The 21,303-nt window shown below is 62.9% G+C and carries 21 protein-coding genes; 2 read left to right on the plus strand and 19 right to left on the minus strand.

Annotated features, from left to right (window positions below; translation table 11 throughout):
- Window positions 1-20: 20 nt before the first annotated feature.
- The 12 genes from JVH1_RS38230 to JVH1_RS38285 form a co-directional block, all read right to left on the minus strand.
- The gene (locus JVH1_RS38230; RefSeq protein WP_083849835.1) at window positions 21-1,334 is read right to left on the minus strand and encodes an NAD(P)/FAD-dependent oxidoreductase; all 1,314 of its coding nucleotides are present in this window, start codon (window positions 1,332-1,334) and stop codon (window positions 21-23) included.
- Between the two features lies 1 nt (window position 1,335).
- On the minus strand, window positions 1,336-1,533 hold the full coding sequence (locus JVH1_RS38235; protein WP_009478463.1) for a ferredoxin: 198 nt from the start codon (window positions 1,531-1,533) through the stop codon (window positions 1,336-1,338).
- 70 nt (window positions 1,534-1,603) lie between these two features.
- The gene (locus JVH1_RS38240; RefSeq protein WP_009478464.1) at window positions 1,604-2,989 is read right to left on the minus strand and encodes an SLC13 family permease; all 1,386 of its coding nucleotides are present in this window, start codon (window positions 2,987-2,989) and stop codon (window positions 1,604-1,606) included.
- 356 nt (window positions 2,990-3,345) lie between these two features.
- Entirely contained in the window at window positions 3,346-4,104 is a 759-nt protein-coding gene (locus JVH1_RS38245) for an SDR family NAD(P)-dependent oxidoreductase (RefSeq protein WP_009478465.1), read from the minus strand.
- A 2-nt stretch (window positions 4,105-4,106) separates the two neighbouring features.
- The gene (locus JVH1_RS38250) at window positions 4,107-5,549 is read right to left on the minus strand and encodes an aldehyde dehydrogenase family protein (protein WP_157174055.1); all 1,443 of its coding nucleotides are present in this window, start codon (window positions 5,547-5,549) and stop codon (window positions 4,107-4,109) included.
- Window positions 5,546-6,760 carry a cytochrome P450 gene (locus tag JVH1_RS38255; RefSeq protein WP_009478467.1) on the minus strand — a complete coding sequence of 405 codons (1,215 nt, stop codon included), beginning with the start codon at window positions 6,758-6,760 and terminating at the stop codon, window positions 5,546-5,548. Before JVH1_RS38255 ends, JVH1_RS38250 begins: the two co-directional genes overlap by 4 nt.
- Before the next feature lie 419 nt (window positions 6,761-7,179).
- Window positions 7,180-7,305: a hypothetical protein gene (locus JVH1_RS38260; protein WP_009478468.1), complete on the minus strand. Its 126-nt coding sequence runs from the start codon at window positions 7,303-7,305 to the stop codon at window positions 7,180-7,182.
- Window positions 7,306-8,218: 913 nt separating this feature from the next.
- The gene (locus JVH1_RS38265; RefSeq protein WP_009478470.1) at window positions 8,219-8,977 is read right to left on the minus strand and encodes a glucose 1-dehydrogenase; all 759 of its coding nucleotides are present in this window, start codon (window positions 8,975-8,977) and stop codon (window positions 8,219-8,221) included.
- A 21-nt stretch (window positions 8,978-8,998) separates the two neighbouring features.
- Window positions 8,999-9,766, minus strand: coding sequence for an SDR family NAD(P)-dependent oxidoreductase (locus tag JVH1_RS38270; protein WP_009478471.1), 768 nt, complete (start codon window positions 9,764-9,766; stop codon window positions 8,999-9,001).
- Window positions 9,767-9,933: 167 nt separating this feature from the next.
- Window positions 9,934-10,914 (minus strand): 3-keto-5-aminohexanoate cleavage protein, encoded by a 981-nt coding sequence (locus tag JVH1_RS38275; protein ID WP_009478472.1) that lies wholly within the window; start codon window positions 10,912-10,914, stop codon window positions 9,934-9,936.
- Between the two features lie 167 nt (window positions 10,915-11,081).
- Window positions 11,082-11,540, minus strand: coding sequence for a nuclear transport factor 2 family protein (locus tag JVH1_RS38280; protein WP_009478473.1), 459 nt, complete (start codon window positions 11,538-11,540; stop codon window positions 11,082-11,084).
- 19 nt (window positions 11,541-11,559) lie between these two features.
- Complete coding sequence (locus JVH1_RS38285; protein WP_009478474.1) at window positions 11,560-12,246, minus strand: EthD domain-containing protein; 687 nt, start codon at window positions 12,244-12,246, stop codon at window positions 11,560-11,562.
- 804 nt (window positions 12,247-13,050) lie between these two features.
- Here JVH1_RS38285 and JVH1_RS38290 point away from each other — a divergent pair.
- On the plus strand, window positions 13,051-13,587 hold the full coding sequence (locus tag JVH1_RS38290) for an NAD(P)H-dependent oxidoreductase (protein ID WP_009478475.1): 537 nt from the start codon (window positions 13,051-13,053) through the stop codon (window positions 13,585-13,587).
- A 148-nt stretch (window positions 13,588-13,735) separates the two neighbouring features.
- Here JVH1_RS38290 and JVH1_RS38295 read toward each other — a convergent pair whose 3' ends face one another.
- The 7 genes from JVH1_RS38295 to JVH1_RS38325 form a co-directional block, all read right to left on the minus strand.
- Window positions 13,736-14,302: a hypothetical protein gene (locus tag JVH1_RS38295; RefSeq protein WP_009478476.1), complete on the minus strand. Its 567-nt coding sequence runs from the start codon at window positions 14,300-14,302 to the stop codon at window positions 13,736-13,738.
- A 19-nt stretch (window positions 14,303-14,321) separates the two neighbouring features.
- Window positions 14,322-15,137 carry an IclR family transcriptional regulator gene (locus tag JVH1_RS38300; protein WP_009478477.1) on the minus strand — a complete coding sequence of 272 codons (816 nt, stop codon included), beginning with the start codon at window positions 15,135-15,137 and terminating at the stop codon, window positions 14,322-14,324.
- Between the two features lie 37 nt (window positions 15,138-15,174).
- The gene (locus JVH1_RS38305; RefSeq protein WP_009478478.1) at window positions 15,175-15,939 is read right to left on the minus strand and encodes a FadR/GntR family transcriptional regulator; all 765 of its coding nucleotides are present in this window, start codon (window positions 15,937-15,939) and stop codon (window positions 15,175-15,177) included.
- Between the two features lie 56 nt (window positions 15,940-15,995).
- Complete coding sequence (locus tag JVH1_RS38310; RefSeq protein WP_009478479.1) at window positions 15,996-16,730, minus strand: DUF6081 family protein; 735 nt, start codon at window positions 16,728-16,730, stop codon at window positions 15,996-15,998.
- A gap of 70 nt (window positions 16,731-16,800) precedes the next feature.
- Window positions 16,801-18,033 (minus strand): homogentisate 1,2-dioxygenase, encoded by a 1,233-nt coding sequence (locus JVH1_RS38315; RefSeq protein ID WP_371113114.1) that lies wholly within the window; start codon window positions 18,031-18,033, stop codon window positions 16,801-16,803.
- Between the two features lie 569 nt (window positions 18,034-18,602).
- Complete coding sequence (locus tag JVH1_RS38320; RefSeq protein ID WP_009478481.1) at window positions 18,603-19,877, minus strand: NAD(P)/FAD-dependent oxidoreductase; 1,275 nt, start codon at window positions 19,875-19,877, stop codon at window positions 18,603-18,605.
- The gene (locus JVH1_RS38325; RefSeq protein WP_043781315.1) at window positions 19,874-20,197 is read right to left on the minus strand and encodes a 2Fe-2S iron-sulfur cluster-binding protein; all 324 of its coding nucleotides are present in this window, start codon (window positions 20,195-20,197) and stop codon (window positions 19,874-19,876) included. Before JVH1_RS38325 ends, JVH1_RS38320 begins: the two co-directional genes overlap by 4 nt.
- A gap of 228 nt (window positions 20,198-20,425) precedes the next feature.
- Here JVH1_RS38325 and JVH1_RS38330 point away from each other — a divergent pair, with 228 nt between their 5' ends.
- Window positions 20,426-21,190: a 2,3-diphosphoglycerate-dependent phosphoglycerate mutase gene (locus tag JVH1_RS38330; protein ID WP_009478483.1), complete on the plus strand. Its 765-nt coding sequence runs from the start codon at window positions 20,426-20,428 to the stop codon at window positions 21,188-21,190.
- The last annotated feature ends 113 nt before the right edge of the window (window positions 21,191-21,303 follow it).

The raw sequence follows: 21,303 nt of genomic DNA on the forward strand, positions 1-21,303 counted from the left end.
AGATTGGCCCGCCACTGTGTTCAAACGGGATCACCTGATCCAACGGCGTAACGCGTGGCTTCTCTCGACGCAGGCTGAACCACCTGTGGGGCAGACCCTAGTTTTTGGCGGGCGGCTGAGAGTAGAGCATCCAGCTCTGTCCGTGCATCCTCGAACGTGCCGTCGGCTGCCATCAGACGGCGGCATGTCATGAGCGCTTTGGGCCAGTTCACTGTCACCGCCCCTTGCAGTCGGCCGCTCTCATCGGAATAGACTGCCGCCCCCCGTGCCGTATCCCCGGTCAATGTTCCGACGACTGCATGCGCCGTGGCGAGAGCGGGCCGTCCCACGATCTGGATCTTCCAGTCGTATTGGTCACTCCATACGTACTCGACAGCCTGGTGGGAGCGTAGGTCGTCGGGGCAGACGATGTTGTGAGCGGCGATAGCCGCGGAGTCGACCGCATTCGTCCAGTGCTCGACCCGTAGGTGCTCCTTGCTGGTCGGGCGGAAGCACCGAGCCAGATCGCCCACTGCATAGACGTCGGCCGTGTTGACTGCGCGACAGTATTCATCACAGATGACGCCGTTCTCTACCAGCAGTCCTGAGGTGGCCAGCCACTCGTCGTTGGGCGTGGCGCCGATCCCCACCACGACGGTGCCCGCACGCAGCTCGCGGCCGTCGGTGAGGGTGACGGTGAGGTCGCCTGCTCGTCCCGACACCGACTCGACACCGACGCCGAACACGGTCGTTACCCCGTGTCGGTGATGCAGCTCGGTGAAGAACTCGCCCACCTCGCTGCCTACGAGTCTCCCGATGGGGGCATGAAGTGGGTCGACCACTGTGACCTGCCGTCCCAACGCGTGCGCGGTGGCCGCCACCTCCGCGCCGATGAACCCACCACCAACCACTACTACTGGCTGGTCATTCTGGAGTTCATCACGTAGTGCTCGCGCGTCGCCCATCGTGCGCACGACGTGTACACCGGACTCGGTGGTCCACGGTGAGGGCCGCGCCGCTGACCCGGTGGCGAGCACAACAGCATCCCAGTCCAGGACTGTTCCGTCGGCGAGGTGCAACTGTTTGGTGGAAATGTCCAGGCGGTCAGCTGCCGCTCCAAGTCGCAACTCGATCCCCGAGGCTTCGGCGGTTTCAGCTGTCAGCAGGCTGACTCTCGCGACGTCCGCGCTTCCGGCGAGGAACTGCTTCGACAGTGGCGGTTTGTCGTAGGGAAGGTCGGGTTCCTCCCCCACCATGATCAACCGGCCGGGGAATCCTTCGGTGCGTAGCGCCTGGGCTGCCCGAACGCCGGCTACCGAGGATCCGACAACAACGACCGTCGATGGTATGGACATCTCAGCGCTCGGCGAGGGTGAGTGCGTTGACCGGGCAGCTGCGGGCAGCTTCCTCGACTCTGGCTCGGTCGGACTCGGGAATTTCGTCCTTGAGTAGTACGACGGTTCCTTCGTCATCGAGGTCGTAGACGTCGGACGCGCCTGTGATGCAGTTGCCGTATCCCTGGCAGGCCTGGAAGTCTGCAAGCAGCCTGGTCATCAGTTTCTCCTTCTTGTTGGGGATTGTTGGGGATGTACCCGCGTCCTCATCGCGGTGAGCGGTCGGGTCTTCAGGTGGTCGTGGGGAGGAGGAAGATCAACCAGGTGATCACAGGTGCGACGACTACCATTGCCATGCCCCACCCGAACATTGCACGAAACAGCTTGCGGCGTCCTTCTTCTGGCGCGTTGGACAAGATCAACGCACCGACCGAGGAGAACGGGGTTGCGTCCACGACGGTGGCCGAAATAGCCAAGGCCACGATCATGGCAGTCACGCTGACCTCACCCTGAGCGAGGAATGGCACGGCGAGTGGGATGAGTACCCCGAGCAAGCCGGCACTGGAAGCAAAAGCGGATGTAACAGCTGCCGCCACGCAGAGCAGAAAAGCGGTCAGCAACGGGGCACCGATGCCCGCGACAGCCTCGCCGACGAACGTCACAGTGCCGTAGCGCTGCAGCGCTGAGACAAAGGTGACGACACCGCAAATCAGCAGAACGACCGACCACACAATGCGCCGGTCGGCCTGCTCGAACCTGGACGGGAACAGCAGATGCAGCAGGCCGGCGGCGGTGAGTGCGAGGAAACCGATCTCTACGTCGAACACCAGCGCCCCCGCGGCTACGCCCAGAATCACCAGGAGCGTGGTCACCTGGTCGATCCGCAGGCGTGTCTGCTGCGGTGCCGCGACCGTCGTGGTGTCGATGGTCGCGACCGCTCCTGGCAGTGCAGCGCCCTCCCCACCGGTCACATCGGTGGGCTCCACAGCTAGCGCGCCGCCAAGACCGGCCGGGCCACGGGGGACGCGCTTGACGAGGTCGCCGGTCGCGACGCGCTGCTCACGTGCCCGGCGGATGAGATCGCGCCCTCCGAAGATGACATAGACGACGATCCCCAGCGCGAGGCTGAAGGCGGCATTGCCGAAGAACAGTGCGGATGCGGAGACGTCCAGACCATTGTCGCGGGCGACTTGGCGAACGATGGCGGCAAGGCCGTTGAGTGGGGAGAAGTTGCCGAGTCCGGAACCGTTCATCACCATGAGCGCGGTCATCCGGCGATCGATGCGGTAACGCTCGCCCAGGCGCATACACAAAGGCGCGAGCATCGCGACGCTTGCCGGCCCGAGGGCTCCCAATGTCGAAGGGATCGCTGAGAACCAGAACATCAACCATGGGACGATCGCCGGCCGGTCACCTAGCAAACCTATGGCCCTGTCGATGATCCACTCGAGGGTCCCGTTGGCGGCGGCAAGGCCGAACAGGTAGGTCACTCCGACGAGGAGTACGAAGAGGTTCGGGGGAAAGCCCACCAGCAGTTCGCCGACACTCTCGTTTGCTACGAGTGTTCCGACGAGGAATGTTGCGATCAGCGCAAGAGCGCCGATGTTGACCGGCCGCTGAGTGCCGAGGACGAAAATCAGCACCATCGCGATGACTCCGATGAGATGTATGGACACGTTTCTCCCAAATCCGGTCCGCGACAGGGCCCCCGTACCCCCCACCCGGCATAATGGTTAGTTCATTATACCACCACGAAGGCCTGCTTGGATTGACTATCTTCGTTTTGATGTGCATTGGTTCGGGCTGCCCGGGGGCACGAGGTTCCGCGGCGACAGTGTGCCCCACAGCCAGGATTGAGGCATACGGAGGAATGAACCGGCGCGGACGGACAGACTGCACTTCAGGGCATGCCAGGCGTCGAGAGTCATTCACGCTGCGCTCTTTCATAGCGTGAATACACATGGCGGCCAAGGACGGGAGGGCAACACGCCCACCCGACTGCCGACGACCGGGCGAGACAGGCCGTCGCGGATCAGTAAAAGATGGTCCCGCCATCGACCGTCAAATTCTGTCCAGTGATGAAGCCACTGTCGTCGGATGCGAGGAACAACACTGCTCCGACCACGTCAGAGGGGTACATGTCGCGAGCAAGACTTCGTTCACGGGCGCGGCTAGCTGCTCTGGCTGCAAACTCCTCCTCGTGCCCTTCTCGACTCGCCTCGTTATCGACGAGTCCTGGTGTCACACAGTTCACGCGGACCCCGATGGGGCCCACCTCACGCGCCATTGCCCTTGTCATCGCGAGCACAGCACCCTTGGATGCGACGTAGTGGAGGTTGTTGGGGGTGCCCTTGAGAATCGTCGTGGATGAGATGTTGACGATCGCGCCCGAACCCTGGGCCCGCATGGGGGCAAGCGCAGCGGCCGTCGCGTTCCAGAGGCCACGAACGTTCACGGCCATCACGTCGTCCCATTCATCGGCGGGTATGGACTCCAGTGCCCCGCGGTAGAGGCCGGCATATCGGGCGGCATTGTTGACCAGAACGTCGACTCTGCCCCAACGCTCAACCGCTGCGGCAACCATCGCGTCTGCTTGGGCCCGCGAGCGTAGGTCGGTGACGATCGAAAGCGCCTCCACCCCTGAAGCTCGCGCTTTCTCCGCCGTCTCTTCAGCATCGGCCACGTCCGCCACCAGGACGCGGCAGCCTTGCTCGGCGAATGCTTGGGCATACTCGGCTCCGATGCCGCGCGCCGCGCCAGTGACGATGACGACCTTGTCGTCGAGTGCCATGCTCAAACTCCTTGTATCAGTGTGCGAGGTGGCCATGCGATGGACTTGAACTGGACGTGGGCATCCACACCAGCGTCACCGCCGAGGCCGCTGTCTTTGTACCCGGACGACGGTGCGGCTTCGCTGCGCTCCTGTCCGTTGATTGAGATGCCGCCGGTCTGCATGCGGCGGGCGACATCGGTTGCCCTCTCGATGTCCTCGCTGAATACCGCACCACCAAGCCCGTATGACGAGTCATTGGCGATGCGGATCGCATCCTCGTCGCCGTCGTGTGGGACGACCACGAGTACTGGTCCGAAGATCTCTTCGCGGAACACGCGCATCGTCCGGTCGACATCGATTAGTACGGTCGGCTCAACGTAATAGCCCGTCGACAGGCCAGCCGGCCTCCCGCCTCCCAGGACGACTCGGGCGCCCTCGGCCCGAGCGGAGTCGATGTATTCTTCGACGCGTTCGCGCTGTGTCGCACTTGCCAGCGGTCCGAAGCTGGCGGCGGGGTCCTGCGGACTGCCGAGGACTGCGTCACCTAGGGTCGTGGTGACGACCTCGAGCACCTCGTCGAATCGAGATCGGGGCACGATAACCCTTGTGCACGAATAGCAGACCTGACCGGTGTTCGGTAGACAGGTAGCGATCAGTTTCTCGGCGAAAAGCGACAGGTCGGCATCGTCAAGCACGATGGCAGCGGACTTACCGCCAAGCTCTGCCACCACGGGTTTGAGCAATTCGCCACACCGTGCGGCGATTGCGCGCCCTGCACTCGTCGAGCCGGTGAAGGAGATCATGTCGATTCCGTGTTCCTCGACCAGCGCGGAACCCGTCGTTCGCCCGCCGGTGACGACGTTGATCACACCGGCTGGGAAACCGACACTGGTCGCTATCTCACCGATGAGCAAGGAGTCCAGGGACGTCTCGGGAGAGGGCTTCACGACCACGGTGCATCCGGCGGCAAGTGCCGGCCCAAGCTTGTGGGCCAATAGAGACTGCGGCGCGTTCCACGGGATGATGATCCCAACGACGCCGATCGGCTCACGCCGCACGATGCCTTGCGCATTGGGGCCGGGCGCCTCGGCACGGAAAGTACGTGCCACCTCCGCATAGTGCCGATACAGGGCCACGGGGCGAGTGCCATTCGTCCGACGCGATCGGGAGATCACCGCGCCATTCTGGGCGGTAACCAGGCTGGCGAACTCCTCGCGTCGCTGGTCGTAGGCATCCGCCAGCGCAGCAATGAGATTCGCCCGTTCAGTGGATGACGTTTCAGCCCAGCCGGGCAGTGCATCCCTTGCCGCTGCAGCTGCCATTGCAACATCTTCGGCATCTCCGTCAACGACGCTGGCGACCCAAGACTCGGTGGCCGGGTCGATGAGGTCGATGCGATCCGTCGAATGGGCCGTTTGCCACGCCCCGTTCACATAGACACAGTCATGCTTCCGACCGATCACAGCGATCCTCGGGAGGATGCGAAGTCATCGACGGACAACGATGTGAAGTCTGCTGGGATGCTCGTAAATCCTCGAACGACATTGTTGAGCTTGCGGACCGGTTCGCCGACGGTGATCGTTTCGACCTTCTCGATCATGGCTTCCAGCACCGTGCGGAGCTCGAGCCTGGCAAGGGCCTGGCCGGCACACGCATGCAGTCCGGTCCCGAAAGCGAGATGGCCTGCGGGATTGCGGTGGATGTCGAAACGATCTGGGTCGACGTACTGCCGCTCATCTCGGTTTGCGCTGGCGTAGACAACGGCTACTCGCTCGCCCTCCGCGATCTCGAATCCGGAGAGGTTGACATCGACTGCTGCAACTCGTGAAAAGAGTTGGGCAGGCGCCTCGATCCGAAGAACTTCATTGACCACAGCACCGGCCTGCTTGGGCATCGTCCTAAGTTCGGCCCACTGTTCGGGGTGGGAACCGAGGAGCCACACCATCGCGCCGAGTGCATTGACCGTGGTGTCCATCCCGGCGGTCAGGTAGGCCGACAGTAGGTGCAGGCAGTACTCCTCGGGGATGATCCCGGCATCCGCAGCTTCGTAGACCGCGGCACCCATGCTGCCCGGTGCCAGTTTGTCGCGGGTTGCGACTGTGCGGATGTAGTCGAACTGTTCGGCGATGTCGGCCAGGCCGGCTGTGGTTCGGTCACCGCGAGGACCGAAGGCGTCGAAAGCGCCGTTGGCCCAACGAAGTAGCTCGGTTCGCGCATCCACCGGCAGGCCGATCAGTTCGCCCACCACCTCGACCGGAAAAATTTGGGCGAAGTCGGAAACGACGTCGAAGGATCCCCTCCGGACCATCTCGTCGACCAGTGCATAGGCCTTCGGTCGGATTACGTCTTCGACGCTGCGAACCGATCGTGGACCGAGGCGGCCCTCGAGAACACCCCGGAGCATCTCATGCCGCGGCGGATCGGATGCAATGACACTGCTCTTGCGTACATTGTTGAACTCGTCGTTGAAGCCGACACCCCTACCCGAGACGAATCGGCCATGGTCGAGCAGGATCGTCCTCACATCTGCGTACCGAGTCACCGCGAGGACGCCCTGCGCAGCCAGCCGGACGACCGGACCCAGTTCCCTCATGCGCGCGTACGTCGGATAGGGATCCTGAAGTACCTCTTCCGAGAAGATATCGGTCTCGAAGTCCGGAATCGTGGTTCCCAAAACGGAACTCCTTCTGATGGGTATGAATGTCCTACCATTATACCACGACGTGTCCCGTGTCACCGCGCCCACCTCCCTCAGCTAAAAGGCGAGAAAGTAGGCACTGCGTGCCCAAACGAGGTCTTACCCCGCTCCGTCGATGGCAGTGCTGGCGATGCTGATTGCGCCGCCGTCCGTGCAGTCACCAGAGTTCGCTGTCGACACCGACGTGGGGTCTCCCCGTCGCGCGGGCGAGCGGTGAGTGAGTTGGTGACAGCTATGGCTGTGGTGTCGTACATTTCGGTCTCGCAATCATCCTCGAAGGACCCATCACCCCAGCCGGAATCAACCCACGCAGAGATCGGGTCCGCCGGCAATCGGAAACTGCCGAATCCACGACAGCTCGAAGATGCGACCGGCAGTCGGGGTCGTGTCTCACTTCACTTCTTCATCCGATCACGCTCTGCGGTCTCGTTCTCGGTCTCAGTCGCCTCGTCGAGCGTGATGTAGCCGTCGGAGCTGACACCTGCCAGTGTGAGAATGTTGGAAAAGGCCCAGTTCAACATGGTGATTCTCCGATCGCGCCTTGCCTGTGTTGTTGTGCGCGTCCTTGTTTCCTGTGGCGCTAGTGCGCCGTGGGATAAGTAACTTGACGGACTTGGCTTCGGATACGAGCCATTAGACGATGTTGTTGCTCATACGTAACCCACTCGCAGTGAATTTCGTTCAAGCGCCGATATCGCAGACAGCCCGTAGACGAACTCGCGGGAGGTGCCACCTCTCCGAAGTTGAGACACTTGGAACCCGACAGCTGCTGCTAGTCGGCGTTCGTACTCGGTGATGTCGATTGCGAATGCGGCAGTGACATCCCTCGGAGCAGGCCCACCAAGCGGTTCCCAAAGAAGCGCGAAGTCCAGAATGTCGTTGTCACAAAGACAGTTCCACATCTCGTTCCTATGTGCGGCGCGTGCTCAAGTTTGCGTAACTGCCTGGGATCTGTCGGATCGCCAGCCGCCCGCTCCGTCCACGTGACCCGCCGAACGACTCACGGAACGAGACGAGGATCGTCCGTTCGCACGGGGTGCGGGGTATGTGCCCGCTAAACTGCGTATTTCCCCTTGAGCGCAGTTGGAATCGGGTATGACCTGCCACAAACGTTCGATGAACCGGAGCCGCGACAGTCCGAAGTGAACGAGGATCTCTTCCTCGTCCGGACCGCCGTATGGTGCCCACATACTGGCGAACTCGATGAGCCGCTCCGCCTCGGTGTCGCGATGCTTGCGCGTGCGGTTGACCTCATCCCATGCGGCGCGTCGCCGCTGGGACCATCTGCGATACTCGCGAGAATTCATAGGATTGAACGATCTACTCAGGGCCTGTGGTGGCCTTCGGAATTTGGTCGTCCTCGCCGCGGCAAGGTGTGAAAGCGGAGTGACATCCATTCAGGGGTAACGGTCAAGTTTGTTTCCGCACGGCGCACTAGTGGGTGGTGTATCCGCCGTCGGCGTGGATGGCTTGGCCGGTGACGAAGGAAGCTGCCGGGGAGGACAGCCATGTGACGACATCGGCGATCTCGTCCGGGGTTCCCAACCGTCCGATGGGATGCATCTGGGTCATCATCGGTAGGAAGGCCTCGTCGGCCTCGGCCAACTGATCCACCATCGCTGTTCGGACGACACCCGGGCACACCGCGTTGATTCGGATGCCGGCCGCGGAGTACTCCAACGCTGCCGCCTTGGTCAGGCCGATCACTCCGTGCTTGGACGCGACGTACGCCGCTTGGTTCGGGAGGGCGACTGTGCCCAGCCCCGAGGCGGTGTTCACGATAGCGCCGCCACCGGCTCCGAGTATCGCGGGGATCTGCGCCCGCATGCATGCGAAGACACCGGTCAGGTTGACCTGGAGGACTTTGTCCCAGTTGGCTGGGTCTATCTCGGCGACCGGTTTGCCGGCGATCTCGATTCCTGCGTTGTTGTGTGCAACGTCGAGTCGACCGAAGGCCGATAGTGCGATGTCGACCATGCGTTGGGCATCGTTGTGGTCGGACACGTCGGCTCTGATGTAACGGGCGACGGAGTCGCCTCCGATGAGGTCGACGGTCTGTTTGGCGCCGACCTCATCGAGATCGGCGACGATGACCTTTGCTCCGGCTCGAGCGAAGGCGTGAGCGGAGGCTCGACCGATGCCGGCGGCGGCGCCGGTGACGAGTACTACTTTGCCGTCAAATGTTGATGTCATTCTCTGTCCTTCGGTTGCTGTTCAGCGGAATCCCGCAGTCCACCCGCCATCGATTGCAATGTTCTGCCCGGTGACCCAACTCGACTCGTCCGAGGCGAGATACAGCGCGAGAGGCGCGATGTCCTCGCTCGTGCCGGCGCGTTGCAGAAGATGCATCGAGACCATGTAGTCGCGGGCGTTGTCATCCATTGCTGCATCGGTGGCGGGTGTCACGACAAATCCAGGGGAGATTGCATTTGCACGGACGCCGTCGACGGCGCCCTCGGCGGCCAGGGTGCGAGTCAGGGCGATAACGGCTCCCTTGGCAGCAGAGTGCCCGGCCTGTCCGATCGCACCGATCCCGCGCAGACCGGAGACGGAGCCGACATTGACGATCGAGCCGCCACCATCCCGCAGGAAGGACCACGCCGGACTGGTCACGTGGAAGACGATGTCGAGTTCGACGAGGAGAACGTGCCTCCACATCTCGAGAGTCATGTCCTCGAAGGGTGCGAATCCGAACCCGGATGCGTTGTTATAAAGGACATCGATACCCCCCATGGCCGCGGCGGCACTTTTCACCCACTCGCTGGCCTGGTCGGGATCGGCGAGGTCGACCGTTGCACCGTGGACTGCGTATCCCTGGTCTTCCAATGTTTTGGCGGTCGCTTCCGCCGCTCCATCCTGGAGGTCGCAGCCGAATACCTGGGCGCCTTCGCGGGCGAATAATGTCTGGGCTGCTGCCCCTTGTCCTCCTGCTGTTCCAGTGATGAGGACTCTCTTGCCCGCCAGTCGCTGACCTGATGTCATAGCAAACATCCTTGTGGTGGATTGGGGCGTGAGCCCGGTGTGTTGTTGTCGTCGGAGCGACAGCTAGTTGTGAGTTGTCGCCGACCGGCCGCCGGGGCCGTCCGGCACAGGCCGTCCGTGTGGTCCGGTGGTGCGAAGTCCCGGACCACACGGACGGCTGCAGTGGACTATCGCGCAGCGGCACCCGCTCGGGCGGAGAGACCGATCTGGTTCCGATAGTCGTCTGCGGTCGCGAGGGACCGCCCCAGCTCAGCGGCGATCGACTTTGCGCGCGTGAACAGTTCGAGGTTGCTCTTGGTGGCCTCGTCACTGTTCGGATGCTTCCATCCGCTGTCTTCGAGGCCGACCCGGATGTTCAGCCCCAGCATGGTGGCCAGTGTCGTGATGTAGAGGTTCGCCCGGCCGGCGTTGCAGACGGTGATGGCGGCGTTCGGGTCGATCTGGCGGATCTGGTCGACCATGAGCATCAGATGCGTTGCCATGGAGCGTGTATCGGTGACCCACGCGCCCGAGATCAGCGTGCGTCCGATATCCACGGGAAGCGCGAACAGGATGATCCAGTTACTCGGGCCCTTAGCGATCCCGGTATCGAAGAGTCGGCGCTTGGCGAACTCAATCTCTCCGGAGCTGTGGACCACGATCTCCGGGCTGACGCCGTTGTCCTGCAGGGTTTGAACGGCCGGGACCACGAACTCAACGGGATGGCCGGCCGCGCAGGGCGCGACCTCGGCGAGCCCTGCGACCGCCGGGCTCATGCACTCGTCGAAGGTCTTGCCGTTGAGCACGTTGAGGTTGGAGACGAAGTCGTATCCGAACCGCTTCCGAAGTGGTTCGAGGACCAGCCCGTAGGCCTCGGTCGGCGGGAGGTCCTTGTCCAGCCGCCGCCCCTTGGAGTCGGTGACCCAGGTGAAGTCGATGTGGACGCCGACGGCACCGGCCTCGATCACCTCGGAAGCGGAGTCGACGTACTCCTCGACATCGACCGGGTAGTCGGGTGAATCACCGACGCCTGCGCGTCCCGCGACGGCCACATTGATGGCAATCTTCTCAGGCACATCCCATTTCGGCTGAAGGCGAGGATCTGCGGCGAACGCGTAGTTCTCCATCTCGCGGCTGGCCGCCTCCCACAGTGAGGGTGGTGTCGTCATCGGTAACTCCTAGATTGTTCGAAACTATGCGGATCGGGTGTCGTGACTCGCCCCGGGACCGGGGGCGGACTCGCGTGGCGCTCGGCTATGTGGTGCCCGCCACATCGATCATAACCCACATTGTTTCAAACATTAAGAGGGGCGAGGAGAATGTCTGGAACCGCTGGTCAGCCCCCTGCTAGTCCTGTTTCGTCCTTGCCGGCGGTCCACGACACGCTGATGGTGCAGCTAGAGATGAGCCAGGTGCCGTCGGGTGTTCGCGCGAATTCCCAGCGGTAGGTGCCGGACTCGATGAAATGCTGGTCGGTGCGAGCTGCGACGTGGACGTGGACCGCCTGGAACTTCGACCGGGCCGCCGCCTGGTCGCCGTCGATGACGATCTCGAAGTTCGTGCTCATATGGTGGGTGGAGTCGAACGGTTCAAGTGCCGTGCGACCCCAGTCAGCCAGGCCTTCACGACCAGAACGCGAGGCGAATGGCATTGTGATGACTGTGTCGTCGGTGAAGCAGGCGGCCCAGTCGTCCCAACGCTTGTCGTCGACGCACCATGCGTAACGCGTAAGCAGTCGGATGATGTCGGACTCGTCGATCAAGGTCGTCATTCGGTCAGTGATCTGTGATGTCATCGGTGGCCTCCTTGGCGGGTCAGAGCAGGCGTTCGGCCTGGTAGAGAGCGGTCGTTGCGGGCGAGTTGAGGATGAGGTCCCAGGCATCGTCGTCACCGGTGATGCCGCGGTGGAACTCGGTGACCGTCGGCCACCACAGCTCGCGTACGGCGGCGATCGAGGGTCGATCCACGGAGTGGACTGCGGCATTGGGGGTACAGATGGTGTGCCGAAGGGCGCCGACGCGGCGCGCAAGCTGGGCTTCCCCCGTCGAGTCAGGGCGGGGCGCGGAGTCCCGGAATACCTGGATCAGCTTGATCGTGGTGGGCCGGCGGCGTTCGTCCCACAACAGGGTGGCCTCCTCGGTGCCCTCGCGGGGGTCCGGAGCAGTGCGGACGACATGTTCGTCGGTGTACACGAACTCGATGCCGTCCATGTCGATGAAGTTCGGTTCGTCGGGGATGAGGTGACGCTGATAGGTGGGATGATCGGGCATGCCCCGGGCGTCGGCGGCACTATCGAACCAGACCTCGACAATTCCTTCGTAGCGGCGGCTCTCGTCGAAATCCACACGCTCGTCGGCGATTCGATGGCTTTGTACGTAGCGGCGCACGGTTGAGATCTGGGTTCCGAGGGTGCCGTGGGGGTGGCGCCAGTGGTCGTGGAATTCCTGATCCGAGATATCGCGCCGCTTCGGTAGGACGCAAAACATCTTGACTGAAGCCATCTCTTCTCTCCTGATAGAAGCGCGGATGGTTGGCTGCACGATGAGACGTGCATCACTGCGCGGTGTCACACACTAGGCAGGGCGTCCCACCATGCGCAAGGACTCTCTACTGTGAAGAGCATCCGGTCCGAGGCGCAGCAAAATGGGCTGACGAAGATCGGGAGTGTTCCGGGTCCATACATCCTGGTCACAGGAGTGCAACGCCCTAGAGTCGAAGTATCTCCCGGTAGGCGCACGCCGCGAGCACAGTCACCTAGCTCTTCACAACAGAGCTTTACTCTTTATTCTCCGTTGACACGCGGGTACCGCGGCCGATGAATAGCCCTGGCCGAGCCGGATGGGCAGGTACCACTCGCCGGCGGTAAGACACGCGCTTTCGTCCCACACCGAGACGGTGGCGGAGTTCGTGAACGCGCTGCAGAAGAGCCGCGTGGCCGTCAGGGCTGCGGCACCACAGCTGGCTGCGACCAAGCGACCAGGCCAATCGGGCATCGGCGGCCCCAGGTTTTCACCGCCGAGACCCAAACGCGCGGCTCAGTCCTGCTTCGGTCGGTGGGGTCCTCACAACGATGACTCGTATCTGAGCAATCGCCAACCACTCGATTGACGCAGTGCCTCTCCTTTCAGAGACGCACCCTCGGATCTGCGCCTACCCCTTAGATCCGCGGCGGATATTGAAACATTGACTCAATTCGGCAGGGATGCCAGGATGTGACTCAGCGCACTCTTTGCGCATTGTGGTCTCCGCCGGGCCTCTTCGCTCCGGCGCCCAATCCTCATACCCAAACAGATCGAAGGGCAGCCATGTCGAAGGTTCTCGTCATTGTCGGTCACCCGAATCTTGCCACGTCACGGCACAATGCCGCTTTGGTCGCGGCGATCGGGGACCTCGATCACGTCACGGTGCACGATCTCTACCGTGCCTATCCCGACTTCCGGATCGACGTCGCGGCCGAACAGGCCCTCGTTGAGTCACATGAGGTCGTCATATTCCAGCATCCGGTGCATTGGTATAACCTTCCGCCGCTGGTCCGGCAGTGGCAGGACGATGTACTCACCCACGGTTGGGCCTTCGCATACGACGGCACCACGACCGCCACCGCCGGCAAGAAGGCGCTCGTCGCGGTCACGTGCGGAGGGAGCCTCGAGGACTATTCGCTTCAGGGGCGAAATCGCCACGAAGTCGACGTGTATCTCAGCAATTGGATCTCCACCCTGATGCTGTGCCAGTTCGACATCCAGGAGTCGTTCCAGGTACACGGGGCCGGGTACGGCATCTCGGACGATGAGTTGAACCTCGCGGCCAAGAGATACCGGGAGCTCGTGTCCTCATTCTTGTGACAAATGGTGATGGTACGTATGTCAGCCTGAAGAGGTCCCACTCGCGTTCATTCTGCAAGAAGCGCTGACAGCTGGTAATGCATTGGGCGACTGCGTAATCGGGAGATGCGACTTCAGTGCTCATCTCGATCGATAAGCGCAACCATCGCTATGCGCGGCGGCGCGCGCTTACGAGGTTCCAGCCTCGGTGAACGGCGGGAACACCGACCCAGACGACGAAGGGGACTAGCAACAGCGTCGTGATCAGGGTGCCCATCGCGACGGGCAGCTGACGCAGATGCGGGGAAAGCGCGAAGTTACTCAGGGTCGCCACGGGGTATAGCGCAAGCCAGACCACAACGGCGGTCTTCCACCGGGCCGGGGCGACAGCTGGGCGGCCGGGTCGTGAGCCGAACGCGCCGTTGCCGAGGAAGTCATCGACTGTCAGGCCGACGTCCGAACCCTCGGTGAGGACGTCGCCGTGGCGCAGGTGTCCGGCGCGCTGCTCGCTTTGTTCCCATGCCGACAGGTCTTGCGGATGTGAAAAGCTAAGTCCAATAACGATCTCCACCGCCCCGCCGCGGTCGCTGGTCCGCACATTCGAGCCGAGAAATCCGGGAAAGTCGCGGGCCGAGGTACATAGGGCATGAGCCCACGACTCCAGCGCATCACCGTGTGCAGGTTTGGCGTATCGCGCGACGGCGACGGTCACCGGGAAGGTGGAATCGTTGTTCATCTCGCGTCCTTAATCCCGGTCATCCGAGCTGATCGCCGATCTCTTTGGCCGCCTCGACGAGCATCGCGGCCACCAGGGGATATTGCGACTTGCTCAGGCGATATTGAGGGGCTGAGGCATTGAGTGCCAGTCGAAGTCCGGGCGCACGGGTGGGAATTGGCACCGCCACCGACGCGACGCCTTCTTCGCTTTCCTCCCGGTTTGTGGCGTAGCCGAGTTCACGGACTCGAGCGAGTTCGGCCGCGAGCTCGGTTCTGCTACCGATCGAGTGCGGGGTGATGCGTTCCAATTCCTCGACGGGGAAGAGCTGATGCAGCTCCGTTTCGGACAGCCTCGCAAGCATCACCTTTCCCGTCGAGGTGCAATGCGCTGGCGTCGTGCGGCCCAGGCGAGTGGCCACTCGCACCGCCGCCGGGCTCTCGACCGCTGCGACAAACCGGGTGCTAGCCCCGTCGAGCATTCCGACGTGCACCGTTTCTCGCAGGCGTTCGCTGAGTTCCCGCAAGATGGGGGTGGCGGTGCCTTGGATGTCGATACGGCTGAAGATGGCGAACGCGACACCTGTCAGAGCCGGCCCGGACCGGTAGGCCTTCGACACGGGGTCCTGCCGGACGAACCCGCGGTACTGCAGCATCGAGAGCAACCGGTGCGCGGTCGACGAGGCGACGCCGAGGTACCGGCTCGCCTCGGTCATCCGGATCTCGGATTGCTCCCCCAGGAGCAAAACCAGCTTCAAGGCGTTGTCCACCGATTCGATCGGATATTGGGGAGCGATCGAATCGGTGGGCAGCTCGGCCTCCGCCGTGCCACGTTGACGACGCTCATCATTCTGCATAACAGAGAGAGTACCCTCTGTGCAGATAAAGGGAAGGTTAGGCGTATTGGGTCTTGCCGCCTTGATCACTGTCCCGCTGAGCCTCAGGATCGCCGTAGAGGTGTTGGACCGACTCGAGGTGTTCGAGCATGAGAGTCCGGAACTCGCGCAGGTTGTTGTCCTCGAGGGTGGCCAGGATCGCTCGGTGTTCGGCCAGGATGTGTTTCCAGTCCTGGTTGTGGATATGAATCTGCGTGAACTCCGGGACCCGCTCCCCCATCCGGACGAGTGCGACGAGGAGCACCTGCAGGACCGGATTTCCGGTTGCCTCGATCAGAATGTCGTGGAAGTCGAGGGACAACGTCAGCAGCTCCTCCGGCGAGACTCCCCCGTCGATCGCCGCTTCGAATCGGTCGATGTTCTCCTGCAGTTTCGCCCGGTGCCCGCGGTCGCTGAAACGCACTATCTCCCCGAGCACGCTGGGTTCGAGGATCCGCTTCGCTTGCAAGAAGTCATCGAGGGAGACCCCCCGGTGCCGAAAGTGGTTCTCCAGCGCGCGGAGAAGCGGTAGCGGGTCGGGTGCGCGGACGAAGGTCCCTCCACTCGCGCCGACCAGCACCGTTACCAGGCCTTCATGCTCAAGGTTGAGTGTCGCCTGGCGAACCACAGCTCTGCTGACACCGAACTGTGCGGCCAACTCCGTTTCGGTGGGCAACTTGTCACCAGTTTTGAACTGCCCGGTCAGGACGGCTTCGCGAAGTTGATCGGCAACGTCCTCATACAGTCGTGCCTGTCGAGTCGGCGTGGCTTGGAACCGGGTCATTGGGTGCCCCTCTCTCGTCTTGATGGTGATCGAGATGCCCCCACCGTGTGGGATTCCTATCGTGCGGTACCGGTCATGTCAATCCGCAGATCACGCCAGGTGACGTCGAAGCCCTGCCCGTGGAGGGAGACGCTGCGTTCGTTGACGACCGGATGCAGGGTGAAGATCCCGAAACCGACCTGAACCTGTGACGGGAGTATCGCCCCAGGTAGATGGTAGACCGTTCGACCATCTACCTCCCAGGTCACGGCACCGGCCGCCGTGTCCAGGCTTATCGTGTAGGTGTGTTCGCGTCCGGGGGTGCTGTCAAGACCACTGAGTGGTGCCTCGACGCAATGGGTGAACGGGTTGTGCACTCCGGGCAGGTGCAGGCGCTCGTGGATAGCAAAGATGTGCTCGGACGAAGCGGCCAGATCGAAAACCCATCCATTGACGAGGTCGAGAACGTTGAAAGCGGCGAACCCGTCGCGGTAGTCGAAGGGCGCAGTGCCGATACCCTGGGCGGCCATCTTCACCGAGAAGCTGGCGACTCCGTGATCGGGCAGCGGGAACGTGGTCTTCGAGTACACGAGGTGCTTGGGATTGTCGATGATCTGGACGCCGTGCTCGTTCTCGAAACGCTCAATGCGTACCGAGTAGGCACCGTTGCCAACGGCGACCTGGGCGTTCGGTTCCGCGCAGAGATGCACGTTCGGGAACGGGTACTCGAGGAAGGTCCATTTGGCGGTGTCGAGCTCGGGTCCGCTGAAGTCGTCGTAGACAACAGACGACGACGTACTGGTGTTGGTCATGAGGGTCCTTCACAGGTATTTGGGATGACGCACGCCGCCGATCGCGGACGGCCCCGCTGCGGCGGGATGATCAGGACTCTTCGTTGTCGAAAATCCCGAACAGTCCGGTCTCCATAAGCGCGGCAATGGTTTTCCCCGCAGGGGTGATGCGCATGGAAGAACGGGTCTCGACGAGGAAGGCCTTGTACCCATCGGGAACGTCTTCACTGGGTCCGTGGTGGACGATGCCCTTGGGGGTCCACATGATCGTGCCGGGCTTGTCCACGAGTCCGTAATGGCCGGGGCCGGCGACGTAGAAGACCAACTCGTCGTAGTCCGCGTTGTGATGGACCGGCGGGCGCGGACTCTTGCGGTTGCTGAGGTTGAACAGCAGGACATTCGTCGTGCTGTCGTCGAACAGCTTCGGAGGGAATGGGCCGGTCTGTTCGAACGTCAGATAGGGAACGTTCTCGAATGAGAACCGTCGGACGATCTGTGCTCCGTCCGTTTCGACGCACGGCATGGGGTCGTCCTCGAAGAAGTACGTCGTGAACTCGGCTCCGTGCCGAATGATGATCTGGTACTCCCCCTTGCTGCGGCGGGTGGGATCCGGGATGGGGATATCGACGTGCTTGTCGGTGTCGAGTGCGATCGCGGGCTGCGGGTCCAGCACCATCTCCGACGAAGTAACCACCAGGATCTCGCGGATCGGGGAGGTTATGGCGGCGAATCGGTACGTCACCGCCCGAGGCAGCAGGATGAAGTCACCGGCGTTTACCTCGAGAACACCGAAGTCGGTTTCGAGCCGCCCCGATCCTTCGAGAATGTAGTGGATTTCGTCGGCGAAGACATTCCGGACCGCAGCGAAGGACGGCTTGGAGCGAAAGGCTAGTTCGATGCTGACACCATCGCCCTCGAGTACCGCCACGGGCAGCTCGCCCGCACTTTCGAACAGCGCGTCCGAAGTGGCGACGTCCAGCCGGCGTGGCGCATACTCGCCCTTGATCCGGGCGTAGGGCGGGGCGTAGTGGGAACGAATGATCGTCCCTGTGGCTCCTGCGAATCCGTTGCGGGTGTAGAGGTCGACAAAAGTCTCGGAGTCGGCCTGAGGGGTCTCGGTCATCAAATCTCCTGGAGAGGCATCGGCCGGATTCGGCCAAATCAGTACGCAGTCACGAACTCGACGAACGGAGTACCGCTCGTCTTCATGACCTGCATCACAGTAAACACCCTCTATGGCCCACTTGCCAAGCATTCTGGCTGCCATATCTGCCGTGCAGATAGTCTCCGAAGCCTTGAATCGCCCCCGCACTTCCGGCGACAATGACGGCCATAATGGCACTGATCAGGCAAAATAGGACCATTTACGGCGCGCCGCGGCATGTTCGGCGGGTGCAGGAAGCTCTACCCGGAAAGTTTCAAAGGTTCTTAGTTAGATTTAGCCTTTGGGGCAGTCTTAACCGCATCCCGCACACCGTTCCCTGACTCGGCGTGCTTCATTCCGTCGGGGCCATCTCGCCGTCCTCCGAAACGGGGCGAGGGTGTACTCCGAGACATGCGTGACGGAGGCCGAGGATCTCGCTGTGTGAGGTGCCATTGGCAGGAGTCAGCCGACAGCGGGCCGGCGGTCTGCACGGCGTCGCCGAGCCGCAGGTATACGCGCTGGGAGCGATCTCGTGTGGTTGGTATGAGCACACGATGTCGCCCGGTCGCGGCACCACCGGCCGAAGGAGGGGGAACCTGCGGCGGTGCCGGGGTCGTGCTCCGCCGCCCCCAGGCCCTCACATCTGCTCCGCGAACTCGGCCAGTGCTTGAGCTTCCGCGTTTCGGCTAGGGCCGCGCGTGAACCCCCGAGGTAGGGGCGCCGACGATCGCTGTGTGCGGGAACGGCCCCTAGGACCGAACGGAGTTCGGGGTGATCAGGTTTCGCAATGCGACCGCGGGGTTCCCGGCGTTGGCAGCGGGAATCGTCGCACCCTGAGTCAGTGCCTTGCGCACGGCCATGTAGTCCGCGCCGGCGTTGACCGCGTCTACGGCCAGCAGCGAATCGTCTCGGTAGTAGAGCACCGAGAACGCCTCGCTGGTGGGGTCGCCGCGCACCACCTGATGGTCGTAGCCCGCGGAGAGCCCGGCGATCTGGAGTTTCAGTTCGTATTGGTCAGACCAGAACCAGGGCACCGCCGTATACGGCTCGAGTCGACCCACTAGCGTCGCAGCAGCGACTTTTGCCTGGCTCACCGCGTTCTGCACCGATTCGAGTCGGACCCGGCCCTGACCGGTGAGCGGGTTCGGCATCACCGCGCAATCACCGGCGGCGACGATCGCCGGGTTACTCGTGCGGGCGTAGTGGTCGACGACGATGCCACCTTCACAGTCGAGTCCCAGTTGCTCGGCCAGCTCGGTGCGAGGGGCGATACCGACGCCAACGACAACGAGATCGGCCGGGATGCGCGTACCGTCGGTCAGTTCGACGGCCCGCACCCGTCCCTCGGTGCCGTGCAGTGCTGCGACTCCGGCGCCCAACCGGATATCCACACCGCGCCGAATATGCGCCGCCCGATAGAACTCCGAGACCAGTGGTGACACGGAACGAGCGATCAGCCGGTCCGCCGCTTCGACCACCGTCACCGCCTTTCCGTGCGCACGGGCCACGGCTGCGGCTTCGAGGCCGATGAAACCGCCACCGATCACGACGACGGACTCGGAACCGGACAGGTGCTCGCGGACTCGATGTGCATCGTCTGCGGTGCGCATATAGGTGACCCGATCGAGGTCGGCGCCGGGAAGTGTGAGACGACGGGTTCGCGCACCCACTGTCAGTGCGAGCCGGTCGAAGGAAACGACCCGCCCGCTCTCGGTCGTGGCGGTCCCGGATCCGGCGTGGCCGTCGTCGTCGAGACCAATGCTCTCTACCCGCTCCGCACAGACGATTGTGATGTCGTTGTCGGTAAAGAAGGCGGGCGGGCGGAACGCCAACGCGTCGAGGCCGAGTTTGCCCTGCAGGAATGCCTTCGACAACGGCGGGCGCTGGTATGGATGATGTGGCTCCGCTCCGATCAGTGTGATGGGAGCGGCGTCTCCTGCCTCACGAAGTGCGACGGCAAGTTGCACGCCCGCTTGGTTCGCCCCGACGATTAGGGTTCCTGCGGCGGAGTCTTCCGTGGTCATGGCTGCACCGTCGGGATCTGAACGGTGAGTTCGTCGAATTCCTCGGTCATCCGAATCTGGCAGGAGAGGCGGCTACCGTCGCGTCGGTCGGTGACGCCCATATCGAGAAGGTCCTCTTCCATGTCGTCCGGCCCGCCTACCGCCTGAAGCCACGCGTCGCTCACGTATACGTGGCATGTTGCGCAGCTGCAGTTGCCGCCGCATTCGGCGATGATCCCCGGGATGCCGTTCCGCACAGCGACCGACATCACCGAGTCCCCGACCTGGGCATCGGCAACGCGCTGGGAGCCATCGGTTGTTAGGAAGACAACTTTGGGCATGACGCCCTCCCTAATCTTGGATGACGGACCAGACTGCCCGTCAGGTGAGTTCAGCCGCCGGCGCCGAGCGCCTCGGTCTATTGGACTAACATCATACCTTAGCCGACTTCGAACACCTGGCGATAGGCGCGCGGCGGCGTAATTGGTGTTACCATCATGCCATAATCAGGTTACGCACCGGCGTCCGCTGCGTGCGACCCACTTCCCCGCTTGCGAAGGTGCATTCCCTTGCGCGACAAGCTCTCGCCACACACCCTCATCCTCCTGCGTCACGGACAGAGTTCCGCCAATGCCGATGACGCGTTCGGTGGGTGGCTCGACTCCCCACTGACCGATCGAGGAGAAGCGGAAGCCCGCACGGCCGGAGCGCTCCTTGCAGCGGCAGGGCTGATCCCCGAGACTGTTCACGCGTCGCTGCTGACGCGCGCGCTCGACACAGCTCGCATTGCCCTGGACGCCGTCGGCGGTGCCACACCACCTATTCGTCGCAGCTGGCGGCTCAACGAACGGCACTACGGTGTGCTCCAGGGTCACTCGCGTACCGCCGTACGCGAGGAGTTCGGCGACGCATTGTTCACGCGTTGGCGCCGGTCGTACGACCTCGCCCCACCCGCTGTGAGCTTCGACGACCCGAACCACCCACGGCACGACCCCAGGTACGCCGCCCTTCCTCCACGCGAGTTGCCTGCAGCCGAGTCACTCGCCGATGTACGCCGGCGACTCGTGCCGTACTGGCAGGACGCGATCGCCGGCGACCTTGCTGCTGGAAGAATCACATTGGTTGTCTCGCATGGTAATTCGATCCGCGCGTTCTGCACGCATCTGGATGGGCTTTCGCCGGACGAAGTACAGGCACTCAATGTCCCCACTGGCGTCCCCCTGCGCTACGACCTCGACGACGCACTGACCCCCCTGGTGCGCGGGGGTGTGTATCTCGATCCAGAACGTGCCGCCGAGGGAATTGCCGAGGTTGCTCGCCAAGGCGGCCGATGAGGTGCGGAGTGGAGTGCCCGCGGCCCTCGCGCCTCGGTCTGTGCGAGTCGGCGGCGATCGTGACACGTCCCCCGACATCCCGGGACGCACCACCAGCGTCTAAAAGGCATTAT

The organism is Rhodococcus sp. JVH1, assembly GCF_000280725.2.
Taxonomy (GTDB): Bacteria; Actinomycetota; Actinomycetes; order Mycobacteriales; family Mycobacteriaceae; genus Rhodococcus_F; species Rhodococcus_F jostii_A.

Bases quoted from the DNA above. Each gene is read 5' to 3' on its own strand.
- JVH1_RS38230 (WP_083849835.1), bottom strand. From the start codon at position 1,334: ATGTCCATACCATCGACGGTCGTTGTTGTCGGATCCTCGGTAGCCGGC.
- JVH1_RS38235 (WP_009478463.1), bottom strand. From the start codon at position 1,533: ATGACCAGGCTGCTTGCAGACTTCCAGGCCTGCCAGGGATACGGCAAC.
- JVH1_RS38245 (WP_009478465.1), bottom strand. From the start codon at position 4,104: ATGGCACTCGACGACAAGGTCGTCATCGTCACTGGCGCGGCGCGCGGC.
- JVH1_RS38260 (WP_009478468.1), bottom strand. From the start codon at position 7,305: ATGTTGAACTGGGCCTTTTCCAACATTCTCACACTGGCAGGTGTCAGC.
- JVH1_RS38265 (WP_009478470.1), bottom strand. From the start codon at position 8,977: ATGACATCAACATTTGACGGCAAAGTAGTACTCGTCACCGGCGCCGCC.
- JVH1_RS38270 (WP_009478471.1), bottom strand. From the start codon at position 9,766: ATGACATCAGGTCAGCGACTGGCGGGCAAGAGAGTCCTCATCACTGGA.
- JVH1_RS38275 (WP_009478472.1), bottom strand. From the start codon at position 10,914: ATGACGACACCACCCTCACTGTGGGAGGCGGCCAGCCGCGAGATGGAG.
- JVH1_RS38280 (WP_009478473.1), bottom strand. From the start codon at position 11,540: ATGACATCACAGATCACTGACCGAATGACGACCTTGATCGACGAGTCC.
- JVH1_RS38285 (WP_009478474.1), bottom strand. From the start codon at position 12,246: ATGGCTTCAGTCAAGATGTTTTGCGTCCTACCGAAGCGGCGCGATATC.
- JVH1_RS38290 (WP_009478475.1), top strand. From the start codon at position 13,051: ATGTCGAAGGTTCTCGTCATTGTCGGTCACCCGAATCTTGCCACGTCA.
- JVH1_RS38295 (WP_009478476.1), bottom strand. From the start codon at position 14,302: ATGAACAACGATTCCACCTTCCCGGTGACCGTCGCCGTCGCGCGATAC.
- JVH1_RS38300 (WP_009478477.1), bottom strand. From the start codon at position 15,137: ATGCAGAATGATGAGCGTCGTCAACGTGGCACGGCGGAGGCCGAGCTG.
- JVH1_RS38305 (WP_009478478.1), bottom strand. From the start codon at position 15,939: ATGACCCGGTTCCAAGCCACGCCGACTCGACAGGCACGACTGTATGAG.
- JVH1_RS38310 (WP_009478479.1), bottom strand. From the start codon at position 16,730: ATGACCAACACCAGTACGTCGTCGTCTGTTGTCTACGACGACTTCAGC.
- JVH1_RS38320 (WP_009478481.1), bottom strand. From the start codon at position 19,877: ATGACCACGGAAGACTCCGCCGCAGGAACCCTAATCGTCGGGGCGAAC.
- JVH1_RS38325 (WP_043781315.1), bottom strand. From the start codon at position 20,197: ATGCCCAAAGTTGTCTTCCTAACAACCGATGGCTCCCAGCGCGTTGCC.